The sequence below is a fragment of the Micromonospora sp. Llam0 genome (assembly GCF_003751085.1).
Lineage (GTDB): Bacteria > Actinomycetota > Actinomycetes > Mycobacteriales > Micromonosporaceae > Micromonospora_E.
The window spans coordinates 3,288,853-3,306,378 of record NZ_RJJY01000001.1 but is presented as its reverse complement, the minus strand read 5'-3'; the positions used below and the strand labels follow the sequence as shown (position 1 = coordinate 3,306,378).

14 protein-coding genes are annotated in these 17,526 nt (G+C 72.2%); 6 read left to right on the top strand and 8 right to left on the bottom strand.

The features are described from left to right. Positions 1–87: 87 nt before the first annotated feature. Together EDC02_RS14340 and EDC02_RS14335 are read left to right on the top strand one after the other, a co-directional pair. Complete coding sequence (locus tag EDC02_RS14340) at positions 88–2,091, top strand: ABC transporter ATP-binding protein (protein WP_123604780.1); 2,004 nt, start codon at positions 88–90, stop codon at positions 2,089–2,091. A gap of 31 nt (positions 2,092–2,122) precedes the next feature. Beyond that, a complete protein-coding gene (locus EDC02_RS14335) occupies positions 2,123–2,434 on the top strand; it encodes a hypothetical protein (RefSeq protein ID WP_123602397.1) in 312 nt (103 codons plus the stop codon). Between the two features lie 4 nt (positions 2,435–2,438). Here the strand turns inward: EDC02_RS14335 and mug are convergent, their stop codons facing one another. From mug to EDC02_RS14305, 6 genes are all read right to left on the bottom strand, one after another. Then, complete coding sequence (gene mug / locus EDC02_RS14330; protein WP_123604779.1) at positions 2,439–2,984, bottom strand: G/U mismatch-specific DNA glycosylase; 546 nt, start codon at positions 2,982–2,984, stop codon at positions 2,439–2,441. A gap of 34 nt (positions 2,985–3,018) precedes the next feature. Beyond that, positions 3,019–3,780 carry an SDR family oxidoreductase gene (locus tag EDC02_RS14325; protein ID WP_123602396.1) on the bottom strand — a complete coding sequence of 254 codons (762 nt, stop codon included), beginning with the start codon at positions 3,778–3,780 and terminating at the stop codon, positions 3,019–3,021. After that, positions 3,771–4,301: a hypothetical protein gene (locus tag EDC02_RS14320; RefSeq protein ID WP_233605914.1), complete on the bottom strand. Its 531-nt coding sequence runs from the start codon at positions 4,299–4,301 to the stop codon at positions 3,771–3,773. The genes EDC02_RS14325 and EDC02_RS14320 overlap by 10 nt, the downstream gene beginning before the upstream one ends. Then, positions 4,298–5,146, bottom strand: coding sequence for a DUF692 domain-containing protein (locus tag EDC02_RS14315; RefSeq protein ID WP_123602395.1), 849 nt, complete (start codon positions 5,144–5,146; stop codon positions 4,298–4,300). The genes EDC02_RS14320 and EDC02_RS14315 overlap by 4 nt, the downstream gene beginning before the upstream one ends. Positions 5,147–5,151: 5 nt before the next feature. Continuing rightward, the gene (locus EDC02_RS14310) at positions 5,152–6,042 is read right to left on the bottom strand and encodes a TIGR04222 domain-containing membrane protein (protein ID WP_123602394.1); all 891 of its coding nucleotides are present in this window, start codon (positions 6,040–6,042) and stop codon (positions 5,152–5,154) included. Positions 6,043–6,128: 86 nt separating this feature from the next. Continuing rightward, the gene (locus EDC02_RS14305) at positions 6,129–6,710 is read right to left on the bottom strand and encodes a TetR/AcrR family transcriptional regulator (protein WP_123602393.1); all 582 of its coding nucleotides are present in this window, start codon (positions 6,708–6,710) and stop codon (positions 6,129–6,131) included. A gap of 116 nt (positions 6,711–6,826) precedes the next feature. Between EDC02_RS14305 and EDC02_RS14300 the strand changes: the two genes are divergently transcribed. Beyond that, the gene (locus tag EDC02_RS14300; RefSeq protein WP_123602392.1) at positions 6,827–7,471 is read left to right on the top strand and encodes an HAD family hydrolase; all 645 of its coding nucleotides are present in this window, start codon (positions 6,827–6,829) and stop codon (positions 7,469–7,471) included. A gap of 14 nt (positions 7,472–7,485) precedes the next feature. Here the strand turns inward: EDC02_RS14300 and EDC02_RS14295 are convergent, their stop codons facing one another. Both EDC02_RS14295 and EDC02_RS14290 read right to left on the bottom strand, forming a co-directional pair. Beyond that, positions 7,486–7,731 (bottom strand): DUF2630 family protein, encoded by a 246-nt coding sequence (locus EDC02_RS14295; RefSeq protein ID WP_123604777.1) that lies wholly within the window; start codon positions 7,729–7,731, stop codon positions 7,486–7,488. A gap of 81 nt (positions 7,732–7,812) precedes the next feature. Next, entirely contained in the window at positions 7,813–10,608 is a 2,796-nt protein-coding gene (locus EDC02_RS14290) for an aconitate hydratase (protein WP_123602391.1), read from the bottom strand. Between the two features lie 196 nt (positions 10,609–10,804). On the opposite strand from EDC02_RS14290, the gene EDC02_RS14285 reads away from it, so the two are divergent. The 3 genes from EDC02_RS14285 (at position 10,805) to pulA (ending at position 17,519) form a co-directional block, all read left to right on the top strand. Continuing rightward, positions 10,805–11,194 carry a hypothetical protein gene (locus tag EDC02_RS14285; RefSeq protein WP_123604776.1) on the top strand — a complete coding sequence of 130 codons (390 nt, stop codon included), beginning with the start codon at positions 10,805–10,807 and terminating at the stop codon, positions 11,192–11,194. Between the two features lie 82 nt (positions 11,195–11,276). Next, complete coding sequence (locus EDC02_RS14280) at positions 11,277–12,014, top strand: cellulose binding domain-containing protein (RefSeq protein ID WP_123602390.1); 738 nt, start codon at positions 11,277–11,279, stop codon at positions 12,012–12,014. A gap of 72 nt (positions 12,015–12,086) precedes the next feature. Further along, the gene (pulA, locus tag EDC02_RS14275; protein ID WP_123602389.1) at positions 12,087–17,519 is read left to right on the top strand and encodes a pullulanase-type alpha-1,6-glucosidase; all 5,433 of its coding nucleotides are present in this window, start codon (positions 12,087–12,089) and stop codon (positions 17,517–17,519) included. The last annotated feature ends 7 nt before the right edge of the window (positions 17,520–17,526 follow it).

Below are 17,526 nucleotides of genomic sequence, written 5' to 3'. Positions count from 1 at the left end.
GGAAGACGCCAGTTACCTGAACTGTTGTCGTAGGTGTCCGGGACACTGGTACCCGCGACGGCGGCGAGACGAAGGTGGCGGGTGCCGATGGCTGGATCCGGTGGGATGGGTGGCATGGGGGCCGGCTGGGGCATGCTGCGTTCGATGCGCGACGGCGACCAGCTGCGTACCCACCGGGTCAGCCGGGGAACCACCCGGCGGATCGTCGCCTTCGCCCGCCCGTACCGGCGGGACATCACCGTCTTCCTGATCACCGTCGTGCTGGCGGCCGGCATCGGTGTCGCCACCCCGGTCCTCGCCGGCGACGTGGTGAACACGATCACCGCCGGTCGCGCCGACGCCGGCGCGACCGTGGTCCGGCTGGCTCTGCTGATCGCCGGGCTCGCCGTGGTGGACGCCCTGCTCTCCCTGGCCCAACGCTGGTACGCCGCCCGGATCGGTGAGGGCATCATCCTGGACCTGCGGACCCGGGTCTACGACCACGTGCAGCGGATGCCGTTGCAGTTCTTCACCCGGACCCAGACCGGCGCTCTGGTCAGCCGGCTCAACAACGACGTGATCGGCGCCCAGCGGGCCTTCACCTCGACACTGTCCGGTGTGGTCAGCAACGTCATCCAACTGGTGCTCACCGCCGCGGTGATGTTCACCCTGTCCTGGCAGATCACCGCACTGTCCCTGGTGCTACTGCCGATCTTCATCGTGCCGGCCCGCCGGGTCGGCAAGCGGCTCGCGGAGATCACCCGAGAGTCGTACGACCTCGACGCCAAGATGAACGCCACGATGACCGAGCGGTTCGGGGTAGCCGGCGCGCTGCTGGTCAAGCTTTTCGGCCAGCCTGAGGTCGAGGCACGCCGGTTCGCTGAGCGGGCCGACCGGGTCCGGGAGATCGGCATCCAGTCGGCAATGTACTCGCGTACCTTCTTCGTGGCGATGCTGCTGGTGGCCTCGCTGGCCCAGGCGCTCACCTACGGACTCGGCGGCTGGCTGGCGGTCACCGGCGCGGTCAGCGCCGGCACCGTGGTGACCCTGGCCCTGCTGCTGACCCGCCTCTACGGGCCGCTGACCGCGTTGAGCAACGTACGGGTCGACGTGATGAGCGCGTTGGTCTCCTTCGACCGGGTGTTCGAGGTGCTCGATCTCGCCCCGTCGATCGCCGAGCGCCCGGACGCCGTCGTCGTGCCGCCCGGCTCGAGCCGGCTGGAGTTTCGCGACGTGCGGTTCCGGTACCCCAGCGCCGCCGAGATCTCGCTGGCCTCACTGGAGGACGTCGCGACGCTCGACCGGACCGTCTCCGAACCGGTGCTGCGCGGGGTGTCGTTCGCCGTGGAGCCGGGGCAGCTGGTCGCCCTGGTCGGCCCGTCCGGCGCCGGCAAGAGCACCACCGCGATGCTGGTCTCCCGGGTGTACGACGTGACCGACGGCGAGATCCGGGTGGGCGGGGTGGACGTGCGCGACGCGACACTCGACTCGCTGCGCGACACCATCGGGGTGGTCACCCAGGACTCCCATCTGTTCCACGAGACGATCGCGGAGAACCTGCGGTACGCCCGGCCGGACGCCACCGACGACGAACTGTGGGCGGCGCTGCGCGGCGCACAGGTCGAGGAGCTGGTCCGGGCTCTGCCGGACGGGCTGGACACGGTGGTCGGGGAGCGCGGCTACCGCTTCTCCGGCGGTGAGAAACAGCGGATCGCCATCGCCCGGCTGCTGCTCAAGGCACCGTCGATCGTCATCCTCGACGAGGCCACCGCCCACCTCGATTCGGAGTCCGAGGCGGCGGTGCAGCGCGCCCTGTCGGTCGCGCTGACCGGCCGTACCGCCCTGGTCATCGCGCACCGGCTGTCGACGGTACGCGACGCGGACCAGATCCTCGTGCTCGACGAGGGCCGGATCGTCGAGCGCGGCCGGCACACCGAGCTGATCGCCGCCGGCGGGCTGTACGCCGAGCTGTACCGCACCCAGTTCGCGGTGGCCGACTCGCCGACCCCGTACCTCGACGACACCGGGCTGGACCCGGTGACGGCCGGGTCGGGTCGCGCCTTCCCGACCGACCAGGACCTGCCCCTGCCGCCGGGCGGCGCCGCCGGATAGCGGTCCCGCCGCCGTCGACTAGGCTGGGCCGATGGAACCGGAGGCCACGGTCGCGGCGGCACTGCGCGAGTTCGCGCAGCGGCTGGCCCCGCTCGATCCGGCACCGGCCCGGTCGGCTGGCGTGGCGGTTCGCGCCGGCGACGCCGACCCTGTCGTACTGACCGAGTCGGTGGCTGCGGCGCTCTGCGCCGCCCTGCGGTCGTACCACGATCCCCGCGACCGGGGCCGGTGCGCCCAGTGCGGGGGGCCGCGTCTCGACGAAGGTCTTCAGTGTCTCGACTGCGGACAACCGGCTGGCCTGTTCGGTCAGCTGATCCGCGAGCGGATGGCCCGCCACCAGTAACCGCCTATTGTGGCGGTTCGGCCGTCACCGCCTGCCGCAGCCGGTCGAACTCGGCGGCGAGCCGGTCGAGCTGGTAGTGGGCATTGAGCCCGCTCGGGTTGGGCAGCACCCAGAGCCTCGCACCACCGAGGTCCTCGGGTCGGGGCCCGACGACCGCCCGTGGCTGGTCGAACGCCAGCCGGTACGCGGTCACCCCGACCACGGCGATCCACCGGGGTCGGCACGCGGCGGCCAACCGGGCGAGCCGCGCGCCTGCGACGACCAGCTCCGGCGGCGTGAGTTCGTCGGCCCGCGCCGTCGCCCTGGCGACCAGGTTCGTCACACCCAGCCCGAACCTGGGCAGCAGATGGTCCTCGCTTGGGTCGAGCCGCCGGGGCGTGAAGCCGGACCGGTGCAGTGTCGGCCAGAACCGGTTGCCCGGGCGGGCGAAGTGGTGGCCGACGGCAGCGGAGTACAGGCTCGGATTGATCCCGCAGAACAGCACGTCGAGGTCGGGTCCGACGACGTCGGGCAGGGTACGGCCGACAGCGCCGGCCAGCAGCTGCGCCATCGTGACCCGGTCGGTGGACACGCCGGGGAACCGTTCAGGGGCAGGGCAGCGCGCCGCCGTCGACGGGCAGCGTGATGCCGGTCAGGTAGCTCGCCGCCGGGGACAGCACGAACGCCGCCACCCGGCCGAACTCCGCCGGCTCGCCCAGCCGGCCGAGCGGGATGTCCGCCTCGGCCTCGGCCCGGGCCTGTTGCGGATCATCGGTCGCGGCGAAGAGTTCCACGTTGCGGTCGGTCATGATCCGGCCGGGCAGCAGACTGACCACTCGAACGCCCCGGCCGGCGTAGCCGTCGGCGAGCTCCTTGGCGACCGCGGCGAGCCCGGGCCGCAGGCCGTTCGAGATGCCCAGTCCAGGCAGCGGCATCCGGGCCGACGTCGACAGCACCACGGCGACCGCCCCGCCGGCGGGTAGCGCATCGGCGACGGTCCGCACCGCCCGTACCGTGCCGACGAAAACCGTGTCGAACGCCGCCCGCCACTGTTCGTCACTGACCGCGTGGCTGGGACCGGGTTTCGGCCCGCCGACCGAGATCAACGCCCCGTCGAGCCGGCCGAAGTGCTCCTGGGCCGTCGCGACCAGGCGTGCCGCGCAGTCCGGCTCGCCCAGGTCGGCGCTGACCGCGACCGCGTGCTGTGGGCCGCCGAGGCGTTGCGCCGCCGCCGTCAGACCGGCGGCGTCCCGGGCTGCGAGCACCACCCGCGCCCCGTCGGCGACCAGACAGGCGGCGGTGGCGTAGCCGAGTCCACGGGACGCGCCGGTGAGCACGTACACCCGGTTTTCGAGGCCTAGATCCATGGCCCGATCCTGCCGTATGCCGCGACGCCGCCGAACGTCCGTACCCGACCGGCGACCTGGACCGTCCACCCGCCGGGCAGCCGGCGTACCGCCGGAAGCCGGCGTCGGCGGGGAACCGACGCCCCGTCGTAGCACCAGCCGACCTCCCGGCCGGCCAGCTCCGCGATGGCCAGGCCAGGCAGACGGTTGTCGGCGGCCAGCGCCCGGGCGAACTCCCAACCGTCACGCAGCCCGCCCGCCGGTCGCCGGCCGGTTGCCCAGCGGACGAACGCGGCCGGCCAGGCGTCACCCAGTGAGGCGGCCAGCAGCGGCCAGTGCCGGGCCACCTCGCCGGCCCGCTTGCGGGCCAACGCGGTACGGGCGACCGCCAGCCGGTGCTGGTCGAATCCGGGTGGCGGATCGGCGCCGTCGACGAGAGATGCGACCAGTGCACGCTGGGCAGCGGCGAGCTCCGCCCGTCGGGCGGCGGCGAGCTCGGCACGGAGGTCGGAACCAGCGCCGGACGACACCCGCCCGGTCACGTGATCCGGTCCAGCCCGGCAGCCGCCGCGATGGAGTCCAACTCGGCGCGCAGCACCTCGCCCGGCGGATAGTGCCCGTCCCGCTCCAGCAGCACCGCTGGTGGCCGCCGCCGGGCGCACAGCTCGGCGAGCAGCTGCAGCACCTCGGCCGGGACCGGGTCGGTGTGCGTGTCGTGGTAGATCCCGTCCCGGTCGGCAGCACCGCCGGCGACGTGCACGTACGCGATGCGTTCCAGCGGCAGCCGGTCGAGCAGAGCGACCGGGTCGTCGCCCCGGTTGCGGGCGTTGGCGTAGACGTTCGCGACATCCAACAGCAGCAGCGCACCGGAGCGTTCGATGATCTCGCTGACGAAGTCGGCTTCGTCGAGCTCGTCGTCGGGCCAGTCGAACACTGCGGCGATCGGTTCGAGCGCGATCGGCACCGGCAGCTCAGCGGACACCCGCCGGACGTTACCGACGACCGTGTCGACCGCCGCCCAGGTGCGGGGCAGCGGCAGCAGATGCCCGGCCTCGACCCCGCCGGCCCGGACGAAAGCGATGTGTTCGCTGACCAGGGGCGCGTCCAGCAGCTCGGCGACGCCCGCGAGCCGATCGACCCGGTCCGGCTCGACAGGCTCGGCACTGCCGAGGGACAGCCGTACGCCGTGTGGCACGACGGTCACCCCCCGCTCACGGAGCCGGCGAAGCCCGTCGTCCAGTGGCCGGCCGGGGTCGACGGACTCGGCGATCACCTCGCAGAAGCGCAATCCGGGCAATTCATCGACGAAGCCGGAGATCTCCGGCCGCCAGCCGAGGCCGACCCCGAGGCCACCGTCGGGGTTGGGCGGCCAGACGGTGGCGGACATCGGGCTCATCCGCCGCAGCCGCCGCCGCAGCCGCCGCCGCCGCCGCAGCCGCCGCCTCCGTCACCGCCGCCCCCGCCGCTGTCACCGCCCCAACCGGAGGACCCGGTGCCGGCGCTCACCCGCTGGATCTCCGCGGTCCCCGCGAACGCCGGGTCCATGGCCCACAAGGACGCCGCTCCGAAAACGCCGACCCCCATCGCAGCGCCGGCGACACCGTACGTCGCGGGGGCCGGCCGCAGGGTCGGCGAGAGGTGACGGTACTGGCTGCGCAGTTCGGTGAGGAGGCGTTTCGCGGCCCGGGTACGGCGCGGCACCGAGAAGAACAGCACCAGTGCCACCGGTACGGTGACCGCGAGCATCAGCACCAGGTAGCCGACCGGCCGGTTGTTCGCGGCGCCGGCGAACACCCGCAGCACACCGACGGCGGCGAGGATCCCGACCGTGCCGGCGAGCAGCCGGGCGGTACGGCGTTGGCCGTCACCGATGGCCAGGCCGGCGGAGACCAGCCCGTCGCGCATCCGGTGCAGCGCGTCGACGACCCACTGGTCGGTCTGCAGGTCGCGGACCCGTACCTGGCGCTGCGCGGCGTGGTGGACCGCCTGGTCGAGCTGCCCGGCACCGGCCGGCAGTGGACCGGCCGCCCGCAACGTGCCGCGGCTGCCGACGTCGACGCTGCCTGCCGAGCGCAACGCCGCCAGGCTGGCGTACACAGCCAACCGGCCCCCGCCGTTGAGGTACGCGACCTCGGCGCCGCCGAGAGATCCGGTGCGGCCGTCGTGCCCGGCGAGCGCGATCCGCCGGTAGCCGAGGTTGGCGACGAGGAGCACCAGTGCGGTCAGTCCGAAGACGGCGAGGAAGGTGGGGCCGGGGATGCCCCAGGTTTCACCGGGCGTCATGGGGTCTCCTGGTTGCTGGGCGGACGTCGGTCGCCGACGGTCCCGCGCTGACGGTGGTCCCTATTGTGGGACGGCCGTGCCACCGGTCAGCGTGGCGGAGGTCGACGTACCGCCTCCTCGACGATGTCGAGCACGGCGCCGAGGTCGCTGCCCGGCCGCCCCATCGCCAGCTGCAGCACCAGCCCGTCGTAGGCCAGCTCCAGGAACCGCGCCAGGACGTCGATCGGTACGTCGTCGCGCAGCACGCCGGCGTCGCGTTGGCGGCGGAGCCGCTCCCGGGTCGCCTCGGCGATCGCCGAGGACCGGGCGGCCCAGCGCCGGGCGAAGTCTGGGTCGGTACGCAGCCGCCGGGACACTTCGAGCTGGCTGCCCAGCCAGCCGGCGGTGTCCGGGGAATCGGCCCGGGTGAGCAGGTCGCGCATCACCTGGACCAGGCCGTTGCGGGCCACCGTCTCGACCATCGCGGCGGCGTCGTCCTCGGCCACGGCGAGGAACAGGGAGTCCTTGTCCCGGAAATGGTGAAAGATGGCTCCCCGGGACAGGCCGGTCGCCTCCTCCAGCCGGCGGACGGTGGCACCTTCGTACCCGTGCCGGGCGAAGCAGACCCGGGCGGCGGCGAGGATCTCCTGGCGGCGTGCGTCGAGCTGGATCTGGCTCACCCGGGGCATGATGTGATCGTGTCAGGTGGGCAGACCGGTAGCAAGCCGTACGTACGGCTTGCTACCGGCACTCGTTTACATTCTGGGACTGTTCCCCGCCATACGGTGTCGCGTAAGGTGCGCCCGTGCCACTCCTGCTCCTGGATCTGGACAACACCCTGCTCGACCGGGCGGGGGCGTTCCGTGTGTGGGGTCAGGAATTCCTGGACTCGGTCGGTGCCCCCCGAGACGACATCGACTGGCTGGTCTCCGTCGACGCCGACGGGCTGACCGACCGGTGGGATCTTGCCGACGCGCTCCGGGAGCGGTACCGGCTCCGGTCTTCGTCGGTCGACCTGGTCGAGGAGCTGCACGACGGCGTCGTGCGGCACACCCGACTGGACCCACTGGTCGCCTGTTCGTTGGCGATCGCCCGGGACGCCGGCTGGGTGCCGGTGATAGTCACCAACGGGACGGCCCGCCAGCAGGAGGCGAAGATCCGCCGGACCGGCCTGGACCGGTACGTGGCCGACTGGGTGATATCGGAGGCGGCCGGGGTCAGCAAACCCAACCCGAGGATCTTCGCGTTGGCGGCGCAGAGCGTCCGGATGCGGCTACGCGGCGCCTGGATGGTCGGTGACAGCCCGGAGGCCGACATCGGCGGGGCCGCCGCAACCGGACTGCCCAGCGTCTGGCTGCACCGGGGCCGCAACTGGCTGGACGAGCGGTACGCGCCGACCCGGGAAGCGTCCGGCGTGATCCCGGCCGTGGCCGCGGTGCTCGCCGGCTGACCTGAGGATCCCGACTACTGCAGGTAACCCTCCACCTCGCCGGTGGGCCGTGGCTGGACGGCGTCCGGGTCGCCGCCGACGTCCCGGGCGGCCCGGCGGCGACGCAGCAGGTCCCAGCACTGGTCGAGCGCCTCTTCCAGCGCACCCAGTCGGGCGTGCTCCTCGTCCGCGGAGAGCTGCCCGGCGGCGAACCTGCCACGCAGCTCGTGCTCCTCGTCGACCAGTTCCTGAATCCGGGCCAGCAGGGTCCTGTCGTCCATGGTTCCGAGCTTGGCACAACACGGCGGTGGGTGGTGACCGGACCGGTCACCACCCACCGCCGCCGTTCATCCGGACCTGGGTCAGCTGGACAGCATCTTGCGCAGCACGAACTGCAGGATGCCGCCGTGCCGGTAGTAGTCGGCCTCGCCCGGCGTGTCGATCCGGACCACGGCCTCGAACTCGACACCGGTGTCGGTGCGCACGGTCACCGTACGCGGAGTGGCGCCGTCGTTGAGCGCGGTCACCCCGACGATGTCGATCGTCTCGGTGCCGGTGAGCCCGAGGGAGGCGGCGTCCTGCCCGGCCGGGTACTGCAACGGCAGCACCCCCATGCCGATCAGGTTGGAGCGGTGGATCCGCTCGTACGATTCGGCGATGACGGCCCGTACGCCGAGCAGCATGGTGCCCTTCGCCGCCCAGTCCCGCGACGAACCGGAGCCGTACTCCTTGCCGGCCAGCACCACCAGCGGCACGCCGGCCTGCGCGTACCCCACCGACGCGTCGTAGATGCTGGTCTGCTCGCCGGTCAGATGGTTGACGGTGAAGCCGCCCTCGACGCCCGGCACCAGCTGGTTGCGCAGCCGGATGTTGGCGAAGGTGCCGCGGATCATCACCTCGTGGTTGCCGCGCCGGGACCCGTACGAGTTGAACTCGTGCCGGGGGACGCCGTGTTCGCTGAGGTAGCGCCCGGCGGGGGAGTCGGGCTTGATCGCACCGGCCGGCGAGATGTGGTCGGTGGTCACCGAGTCACCGAGCTTGGCCAGCACCCGGGCGCCGGCGATGTCGGTCACCGGCCGCGGCGTCGGTGCCATGCCCTCGAAGTACGGGGGCTTGCGCACGTAGGTCGACTCGTCGGCCCAGGTGAACGTGTCGCCGGTCGGGGTGGGCAGCGACTGCCACCGCTCGTCGCCGGCGAACACGTCGGCGTACGCCGCGCCGAACCCGGCGGCGCCGATGGCACTGGCCCGCACCTGCTCGATCTCCGCGTTGCTGGGCCAGATGTCGCGCAGGAACACCGGTCGACCGTCGGATCCGGTGCCCAGCGGCTCGTTGGCCAGGTCGATGTCCATCGTGCCGGCGAGGGCGTACGCGACGACCAGCGGCGGCGAGGCCAGGTAGTTCATCTTGACGTCCGGGTTGATCCGGCCCTCGAAGTTGCGGTTGCCGGACAGCACCGACACCACGGTCAGGTCGTGTTCGTTGACCGCCGCGGAGACTTCCTCGGGCAGCGGGCCGGAGTTGCCGATGCAGGTGGTGCAGCCGTAGCCGACCAGGTGGAAGCCGAGCTTTTCCAGGTACGGGGTGAGCCCGGCACGCTCGTAGTAGTCCATGACGACCTTGGAACCCGGTGCCAGGGTGGTCTTCACCCACGGCTTGCGGGTCAGCCCTCGATCGACGGCGTTGCGGGCCAGCAGCGCGGCACCGAGCATCACCTGCGGGTTGGAGGTGTTGGTGCAGGAGGTGATCGCCGCGATTACCACCGCTCCGTGGTCCAGTTCGAACCGGGCGCCGTCGGCACCGGTCACCTGCACCGGCTTGCTGGCCCGCCCACCGGCGCCGATCGAGGCGCTGATCAGCTCGTGCGGCTTGTCGGCCGGGTCGTCGGCGCCGTCGGCGGCCGGCGGGTCGCTGGCCGGGAAGGACTCGACGCTGGCCTCGTCGGCCGGGCCGGCAACGGACGGGGTCGGGTCGTCGGCTACGTAGTCGGTCAGCGCGGAGCGGAACATGGTCTTGGCGCTGCCCAGCGGGACCCGGTCCTGCGGGCGCTTCGGTCCGGCCAGCGACGGCTCGATGGTGGACAGGTCGAGCTCGAGCCGCTCCGAGTAGTGCGGTTCGGCGGCCGGGTCGTGCCACAGGCCCTGTTCCTTGGCGTACGCCTCGACCAGCGCGACCTGGGCGTCGTCGCGGCCGGTGAGCCGCAGGTAGTTGATGGTCTCCGCGTCGATCGGGAAGATCGCGACTGTGGAGCCGTACTCGGGCGACATGTTGCCGATGGTGGCCCGGTTGGCCAGCGGCACGGCGCTGACGCCGGGTCCGTAGAACTCGACGAACTTGCCGACCACGCCGTGCTGGCGCAGCATCTCGGTGATGGTGAGCACCAGGTCGGTGGCGGTGGTGCCGGCGGGCGCCTCGCCGGAGAGCTTGAACCCGACGACCCGGGGGATCAGCATGCTGACCGGCTGGCCGAGCATGGCGGCCTCGGCCTCGATGCCGCCGACGCCCCAGCCCACGACGCCCAGCCCGTTGACCATCGTGGTGTGCGAGTCGGTGCCGACGACGGTGTCCGGGTAGGCCTGCCCGTTGCGTTCCATGATCGTCCGGGCCAGGTACTCGATGTTGACCTGGTGGACGATGCCGGTGCCGGGCGGGACGACCTTGAACTCGTTGAACGCGGTCTGCCCCCAGCGTAGGAACTGGTAGCGCTCCTTGTTGCGGCCGTACTCCAGCTCGACGTTGCGGGCGAAGGCGTCCTCGCGGCCGAACAGGTCGGCGATGACCGAGTGGTCGATGACCAGCTCGGCCGGGGCGAGCGGGTTGACCTTGGTCGGGTCGCCGCCGAGCTCGCGGACGGCCTCCCGCATGGTGGCCAGGTCGACCACGCACGGTACGCCGGTGAAGTCCTGCATGAGGACCCGGGCCGGGGTGAACTGGATCTCGACGCTCGGCTCGGCGGTCGGGTCCCAGGAACCGAGCGCGCGGATCTGCTCGGCGGTGACGTTGGCCCCGTCCTCGGTGCGGAGCAGGTTCTCCAGCAGGATCTTCAGGCTGTACGGCAGGTGCTCGTGACCCGCCACTGTGTTGATCTTGAAAATCTCGTAGCTCGCGTCGGCGACGCGCAGCTGGCTCTTCGCACCGAAGGTGTCGAGGCTCGCCACGTCGGACTCCTTACCGCTGTGTCCCTGGTCGTCCTGGCAGTCTTTCGTACGGATTACCGCGGTGTGGGGGTGAGGTAACACTTACCCGGAGCGCGGCTCGCAACAAAACCGTACGTCCGTCTTGCTATTGTCGCAACCCGGGTACCGGCTCCCGGGACGGGTTTGCCGAGCGGTGTCACCGGGCACTGCGGTCGGGGTGGACACCTCGACCGACCTCGACACGCTCGCCGGCTTCTTTGACCGGTACGGCGCGGCGATCACCGCCGGCGATGTACCCGGTATCGCGGACTGCTTCGCGTCGCCGGCGATGGTCGTCGCCGATGCCTACAGCTTCGCGTTCTCCTCACCGGCGGCGGTGGCGCTGTCCTTCGTCGGCGCCGCGCCCGACTACGCCCAACGGCGGATCGTCGCGTCGCACGCCCGCTTCCACCGGGTCCAGCAGGTGAGCGCGGCGTTGGTAGCGGTCGAGGTGGAGTGGGAGTACCTCGACGCGTACGGGCGGTCGGTGCCCGGTCAGCGATTCCACTATCTGCTGCGGCTCGGTCGCGACGCGGTGCGTATCTGTACTGTTACCCCACTCGACTAACTAGTCAGTAACTGGGCCTTTTGCACTGCGGGTCGGAATCGCTACTCTTCCGCGGGACGCCGGTGCGAAAAAGGGGGCCAACGTGGACGGCAGACACGCCGCGCGCACCGCCTGGACCCCCTCCACCGTGATCGTCCTGGCACCGTGGGTGGTCGTCCTGAGTGGACTTGCCGTCATGGTGGTCATCTTTCTGGTGGCCGCCGGCTGCGTACCCGTGCAGACCCGGGCGATCGGTGAGCCGCCGCCGACCGTCGTTCCCGAGCCCGAGCCACGGGTCGCCGCGACCCCACCGGCGGTGAACACCGGCGGCCAGTTGGTCGCCGCCGCCCCGCCGCCGTCCGGCGAGGCGGTCCTGCGGCCCGCCCCCTCCTCGCCGGCACCGTCCACTCCGGCTGCCATGCCGCCGTCGCCGTCCGGCCCGGCCCACGAGCCGGTCGAGCCGCCGCGCGCTACCACGCCCGCACCGCCCCGCACCCCGGCGCCGCCGGCCGATCCCGACGTGGTCGGCCGCTACCGGGTGCTCCAGCAGTTCGGCGACGGGTTCATCGCCGAGGTGCTGGTGGTGAACACCTCGCGGCGCGATCGTGACTGGACCATCACCGTCCGGTTCCCGGACAACGTCGGCCGGCTGTACGCGGCCTGGGTGGAAGGCGCGCCGCAGGCGACCATGCGCCGGTCCGGCCGGGAGTATGTCTTCACCAGTTCGGTGCCGGTCGGGGCACGTTCGTCGGTGCCGTTGCGGTTTCACTTCGAACGCCACGGTCGCGGCACCACCCCGCAGCGGTGCCTGGCCAACGGCGCACCCTGCGACCTGGACTGACCACGCCTGCAAGATATTGCAGAATCTTGCAGCAGGGGTTAGCGTGCGCTCATCGTCAACGGAAGGCTGTCGATGGAAGCCGCACCCGCCCGCATCCGCGCGACCCGCCTGGCGCCGTACGCCCTCGCCGCCCTCCTCGCCGCCACCCTGGCCGGCGTCCCGGCACCGGCGGCCGGTGCCGCGCCCACCGGGACCGTACCCACCGGGACCGCCAGCCGCGCCGAACAGTTCTACTTCCTGCTGCCGGACCGGTTCGCCAACGGCGACCCGGGCAACGACCGGGGCGGGCTGACCGGCGACCGGCTCACCACCGGTCACGACCCCACCGACAAGGGCTTCTACCAGGGCGGCGACCTGCAGGGTGTGATCGACAACCTGGACTACATCCAGGGCCTGGGCACCACCGCCATCTGGCTCGCCCCGGTCTTCGTCAACCGACCGGTGCAGGGCAGCGGCGACGACGTGTCGGCCGGCTACCACGGATACTGGGTCACCGACTTCACCCAGGTCGATCCGCACTTCGGTAGCACCGCCGACCTCAAACGGCTCGTTGACCTCGCCCACCGGCGCGGCATCAAGATCTATCTCGACGTCATCGTCAACCACACCGCCGACGTCATCTCCTACGCCGAGGACAGCTACAGCTACGTCGACAAGGCCACCGAGCCGTACCGCGACGCCGCTGGCCGGCCGTTCGACGACCGCAACCACGCCGACGGCAGCCGCGCCTTCCCCGACGTCGACACCGACGCGTTCCCGTACACCCCGGTTGTCGACCCCGCCGACGCGCGGGTCAAGGTCCCGGCCTGGCTGAACGACCCGACGATGTACCACAACCGGGGCGACAGCACCTTCGTCGGCGAGAACAGCGAGTACGGTGACTTCTTCGGCCTCGACGACCTGTGGACCGAACGGCCGGAGGTGGTCCGCGGCATGACGAAGATCTTCGCCGACTGGATCCGTGCCACCGGGGTGGACGGCTACCGGCTCGACACCGTCAAACACGTCAACCTCGACTTCTGGCCGCAGTTCAGCCGGGGCATCGACGCCGCCGCCCGGCGCGCCGGGCGCCCCGACTTCTTCATGTTCGGCGAGGTGTACTCCGCCGACCCCGAGGTCACCTCGACCTACGTCCGCCGGGGTGGGCTACCGGCCACCCTGGACTTCGGCTTCCAGGAGGCGGCTCGGTCGTACGTCGCCGACGGCGGGCCCGCGACCGCCCTGGCCGAGCTGTACGCCGCCGACCCGCTGTACACCGCCCGGGACACCGACGCCGGCCGGCTGCCCACCTTCCTCGGCAACCACGACATGGGTCGGATCGGCACCTTCGTCGCCGACGGTGGCACCGACCCGGCCAGCCACCTGCGTCGCGACCTGCTCGCCCACGAACTGATGTTCCTCACCCGGGGCCAGCCGGTGATCTACTCCGGCGACGAACAGGGCTTTACCGGCGCCGGCGGCGACAAGGACGCCCGGCAGACCATGTTCGGCTCCCGGGTCGCCGACTACCTCGACGACGACCTGCTCGGCACCGACCGCACCCACGCCGACGACCAGTTCGACCGCGACCACCCGCTCTACCGGGGCATCGCCGCGCTCGGCGCGCTGCGCGCCGCCCACCCGGCGTTGCGCGACGGCATCCAGGTCACCCGGTACGCCGCCGACGGCCCCGGGGTGTTCGCCTTCTCCCGCGTCGACCCTGCCGAGCGCGTCGAGTACGTCGTCGCCGTCAACAACGCCACCACCGCCCAGCAGGTCACCGTCGACACCTGGTCACCCGGTGCCACGTTCACCGGCGTGTACGGCGGGCACCGGCCGGTCCACGCCGACGCCGCCGGGCGGATCACGGTCACCGTGCCGGCGCTGTCCTCGCTGGTGCACCGGGCCGGCACCCCGATCCCGACGTCGACCGGCGTACCGTCGATCTCGATCACCGCCCCGGCCGACGGTGCCGCCGTCGCCACCCGGGCCGCCGTCACCGCCGAGGTGACCGGTGACCCGCTGGCCGAGGTCACCGTCGCCGCCCGGGTCGCCGGCGGCAAGTGGACCGTGCTCGGCCGGGCCGGGCACGCGCCGTACCAGGTGCACCACGACCTCGCCGGGTTGGCCGGTGGGACCCGGATCGAGTACCAGGCGGTGGTGCGCGACAGCAGACACCGGACCGCCACCGCGAGGACCACCGCCGTGGTCGGCACCCCGCCGTCCGGTGACGCCCGCGACTGGCTGGTCGTGCACTACCAGCGACCCGACGGCGACTACCCCGACTGGGGCCTGTACACCTGGGGCGACATCGACCCCGACTGGCAGACCCCGTGGCCGACCGGCCAACCGTTCGCCGGTGAGGACAGCTACGGCCGGTTCGCCTGGGTGAAGCTCGCCCCCGGCGCGAAGTCGGTCGGCTTCCTCGTCGTCGACGCCGACGGCACGAAGGACGTCGACGTCGACCGGACCGTCGACGTGAGCGCCACCGGCGAGGTGTGGGTCAAGCAGGGCGACCCGGCGCTCTACCCGACCCGCCGCGCCGCCACCGGCGAGGACGATCCACCGGCCGACGACGGTGTCGCGCTGCTGCACTACCGCCGCGCCGACGGCGACTACACCGGCTGGGGGCTGCACGTCTGGGACGGCGCTGCCACCCCCACCGAATGGGCCGACCCGCTGCCGCCCGCCGACCGGAACGGCTACGGCGTCACCTTCCGGGTGCCGCTGACCGACGACGCGACCGGGCTGAGCTACATCGTCCACCGGGGAGACGACAAGGACCTGCCGACCGACCAGCGGCTCGACTTCGACGCCGTCGGCCGCGAGGTATGGCTGCTCGCCGGTGACCCGCAGCGGCTGCTGCCACCGGCACCCGCCGCCGCCGGCCGCGATCTCGACCTGACCGCTCAGCGGGCCCACTGGATCGACCGGTCCACCGTGGCCTGGGCCACCGGACCGACCGACGGCAGACGCTACGACCTGGTCTGGGCACCCGACGGCGGGCTGCGGGTCGACGGTGACGACCTCGTCGGCGACCACCGGTCGATCCCGCTGACCGCGCGGCGCAACGGGCTCACCGAGGCCCAGCGGGCCGCGTTCCCGCACCTGTGGGCGCACAGCGCCTTCACCGTCGACGTGCGGGACCGGGCGACGCTCGCCGCCGCGCTGCGCGGCCAGCTCGCGGTCACCGAACGCGACCACGAGGGCAACCTGCTCGCGGTCACCGGCGTGCAGTCGCCCGGCGTGCTCGACGACCTGTACGCCGCCGCGACGAAAGCCCCGCTCGGGGTCACCTTCGCCGGCCGGCGACCGACCCTGTCGGTCTGGGCACCGACCGCCCGGACCGTCGCGTTGGAGCTGTTCGACACGCCGACCGCCGAGCCGCGGACCGTGACGATGCGCCGCGACGACCGCACCGGCGTCTGGTCGGTACGCGGTGAACCGTCCTGGACCGGCCGCTACTACCGCTACCGGGTCGACGCCTGGCAACCGGCCGCCGGGCGGATGGTGACCGCCTCGGTCACCGACCCGTATGCGGTGGCGCTGGCCGCCGACTCCACGCACAGCCTGATCGTCGACCTCGACGACCCGGCGCTGGCGCCGGACGGCTGGGCGCGGCTGCGCAAACCGGCGGCGGTGCCGGCCGGCCGGACCCAGATCCAGGAGGTGTCCGTCCGCGACTTCTCCATCGCCGACGACAGCGTCCCCGCTGCCCGGCGCGGCACCTACCTGGCGTTCACCGACCCGGACAGCACCGGGATGCGGCAGTTGCGGTCGCTGGCCGACGCCGGCGTCACCCACCTGCACCTGCTGCCGACCTTCGACTTCGCCACCATCCCGGAACGCCGCGCCGAGCAGGCCGAGCCGGACTGCGACCTGGCCGCGCTGCCGGCCGACTCACCCCGCCAGCAGGAGTGTGTCGCCGCCGTCGCCGACCGTGACGGCTACAACTGGGGCTATGACCCGCTGCACTACACGGTGCCCGAGGGCGGCTACGCCACCGACCCGGACGGTGCCGCCCGCACCGGCGAGTTCCGCGCGATGGTCGCCGGGCTCAACGCCGCCGGGCTGCGGGTGGTGCTCGACGTGGTCTACAACCACACGTCGGCGTCCGGCGTGAACCGGCACTCGGTGCTGGACCAGATCGTTCCCGGCTACTACCACCGGCTGCTCGACGACGGCAGCGTGGCCACCTCCACCTGCTGCGCCAACACCGCACCGGAACACGCCATGATGGGCCGGCTGGTCGTCGACTCGGTGGTCAGCTGGGCCAAGGCGTACAAGGTGGACGGTTTCCGGTTCGACCTGATGGGTCACCACCCGAAGGCCAACATCCTGGCGGTCCGGGCGGCGCTGGACCGGCTGACCGTGGCCCGGGACGGGGTGGACGGCCGGTCGATCCTGCTCTACGGCGAGGGCTGGGACTTCGGCGAGGTCGCCGGCGACGCCCGCTTCGTCCAGGCCACCCAGGCCAACATGGCCGGCACCGGGGTCGGCACGTTCACCGACCGGCTGCGCGACGCGGTACGCGGCGGCGGCCCGTTCGACGCCAACCCCCGGGTGCAGGGCTTCGCCACCGGCCTGTTCACCGACCCGAACGGGGATCCGGTCAACGGCAGCCGCGCCGAGCAGCAGACCCGGCTGCGCCACCAGCAGGACCTGATCAAGGTCGGGCTGACCGGCAACCTGGCCGCCTACACGTTCACCGCTGCCAGCGGCGACCGGGTGACCGGTGCCGACGTCGACTACAACGGTTCACCGGCCGGCTACACGGCGGCACCCGGGGAGGCGGTGACCTACGTCGACGCCCACGACAACGAGATCCTCTACGACGCGCTGGCGTACAAGCTGCCGGCCGGCACGTCGACCGCCGACCGGTCCCGGGCCCAGCTGCTCGCCCTGTCGACAGTGATCTTTGCCCAGGGCACCGGGTTCGTCACCGCCGGCAGCGAACGGCTGCGGTCCAAGTCGTTGGACCGCAACTCGTACAACTCGGGGGACTGGTTCAACCAGATCCGTTGGGACTGCGCCGACGGCAACGGCTTCGGCGCCGGTCTGCCGCCGGCGGAAGACAACGCCGACAAGTGGCCGTACGCCGGGCCGCTGCTCGCCGACCCGGCCCTGGTGCCGGACTGCGCGACGATCGGCCTGACCGCCGCCCGGTACGCCGAACTGCTGCGGATCCGTGCCTCGTCACCGGTGTTCGCCCTGTCCACCGCCCGCGAGGTGCAGCAGCGGGTCAGCTTCCCGCTGGCCGGGCCGGCCGAGACCCCCGGCGTGATCACCATGCGGCTGCGCTCCGCCGGCCTGGACCGGCGGTGGCGGTCGGTGACGGTGATCTTCAACGCGACTCCGCAGACTGCCCGGCAGCGGCTGCCCGAGCTGCGCCGGGCCACCGTCGAGCTGCACCCGGTGCTGCGCGACTCGGCCGACCCGGTGAGCCGGCAGGCCGGCTTCGACACCGCCACCGGCACGTTCACCGTGCCGCCGCGTACCGTGGCGGTCTTCGTCCAGCCGACCTGACGGCCTC

Coding starts and splice junctions, on each gene's coding strand:
- EDC02_RS14340 (WP_123604780.1), top strand. CDS start 88: ATGGCTGGATCCGGTGGGATGGGTGGCATGGGGGCCGGCTGGGGCATG.
- EDC02_RS14335 (WP_123602397.1), top strand. CDS start 2,123: ATGGAACCGGAGGCCACGGTCGCGGCGGCACTGCGCGAGTTCGCGCAG.
- mug (WP_123604779.1), bottom strand. CDS start 2,984: ATGGCGCAGCTGCTGGCCGGCGCTGTCGGCCGTACCCTGCCCGACGTC.
- EDC02_RS14325 (WP_123602396.1), bottom strand. CDS start 3,780: ATGGATCTAGGCCTCGAAAACCGGGTGTACGTGCTCACCGGCGCGTCC.
- EDC02_RS14315 (WP_123602395.1), bottom strand. CDS start 5,146: ATGTCCGCCACCGTCTGGCCGCCCAACCCCGACGGTGGCCTCGGGGTC.
- EDC02_RS14310 (WP_123602394.1), bottom strand. CDS start 6,042: ATGACGCCCGGTGAAACCTGGGGCATCCCCGGCCCCACCTTCCTCGCC.
- EDC02_RS14305 (WP_123602393.1), bottom strand. CDS start 6,710: ATGCCCCGGGTGAGCCAGATCCAGCTCGACGCACGCCGCCAGGAGATC.
- EDC02_RS14295 (WP_123604777.1), bottom strand. CDS start 7,731: ATGGACGACAGGACCCTGCTGGCCCGGATTCAGGAACTGGTCGACGAG.
- pulA (WP_123602389.1), top strand. CDS start 12,087: ATGGAAGCCGCACCCGCCCGCATCCGCGCGACCCGCCTGGCGCCGTAC.